The following is a 1,191-nucleotide window of genomic DNA, read 5'->3' as shown; positions in this document are numbered from 1 at the left end:
GGGCCAGCCGATCGAATTCGTGCGCATGACCAGCCATGCCTATGTCACCTACGAGCAGTTCGGGCTGCACACGCCGGAACTCGAGGCACTGGGCAATCAGGCCAATGAGCGCATTTTCCGGCGCGACTGCCTGGAGATCGACATCACCGTGGGCGGCGTGCCGCTGACGCTCTATCTCGTGCATTTCAAGTCGATGGGCTCGCCGCGCAACGGGCTCGACGGGCGCGAGGCGACGATGCCGGTGCGCATCGCCGAAGCGCAGGCCGTGCGCCGCATCATCGAGGAGCGCTTCGGCAAGGACTATGCCGCCGACAAGAGCTGGGCGATCTGCGGCGACATGAATGATTATCGCCAGCGCGTGAAGGTGGCCGGCGATGCGATCGACGGCTATCGCTTCGAGGTGGTCGACGAAGCCCTGTCCTGCATCAACGTGCTGACGGCAGGCGGCTTTTGCGAAAATGTCGTCGAGAGGCGGCCGGAGATGAACCGCTGGAGCTTCTACCACACGCGAGGACCCGAAGAGCGGCATCTGTGCCAGCTCGACTACATCCTGTTGTCGAAGGGGCTCGCCGCCAGCAACGCAACGGCCGTTCCCGACATCATCCGCAACGGCCAGCCCTGGCGCACCATCTTTCCGCCGGGGCAGGAGGTCGAGCGGTTTCCGCGCGCCGGCTGGGACCGGCCGAAGGCATCGGACCATTGCCCAGTGGCGATCACGCTGGACATGACCTGACGCATGAGTTTCGACCTCCCGCGCAACGTCATCCTGCCGGTCGACGACATCGACGTCCGGCTCGATCCCGGTCCGCACCCTTTCGCAAGGGACAATGCAGAGGCGATCGCCGAGAACTGGCAGCACGAAATCGCCGCCAATCCGGCGCTGTTCGACGGCATGGTGGTGCTGCTGTCGCAACTTGCCTACCGCGACAGCCGTCTCGTCGGCCGCTGCCACGCGGTCAATTACTCGACGTTCATGCTGTGGCGGAAGCGGCGCGAGAATTCGGGCGCCGAGCATGCCTATGCCCATGCCATGCTGGTGGCCGGCGACAATGCGCTGGTGGCGATCCGCATGGGTCCTCACACAGTCAACGCCGGCCGCGTCTATTTCGCCGCCGGCTCGTTCGAGCCGATCGATTTTCGCGATGGGCTGGTCGACGTCGATTTCAACATGATCCGTGAGGTGCGCGAGGA

Annotated in this window: 1 protein-coding gene and 1 pseudogene; both read left to right on the top strand. The window is 64.6% G+C overall.

The window, feature by feature from the left end; translation table 11 throughout:
• Positions 1–733 (top strand): endonuclease (locus tag EN906_RS34680; RefSeq protein WP_127375801.1); only part of this gene is annotated, 733 nt, incomplete at its 5' end.
• Between the two features lie 3 nt (positions 734–736).
• Positions 737–1,191 (top strand): annotated as a pseudogene (locus EN906_RS34675) (hypothetical protein); the annotation flags it as partial.

This window comes from Mesorhizobium sp. M7A.F.Ca.CA.004.06.1.1 (assembly GCF_003999135.1).
In the GTDB taxonomy this organism is placed as follows: Bacteria; Pseudomonadota; Alphaproteobacteria; order Rhizobiales; family Rhizobiaceae; genus Mesorhizobium.
The sequence above is the reverse complement of the archived record's forward strand: the minus strand, read 5'-3'. Positions and strand labels throughout refer to the sequence as shown.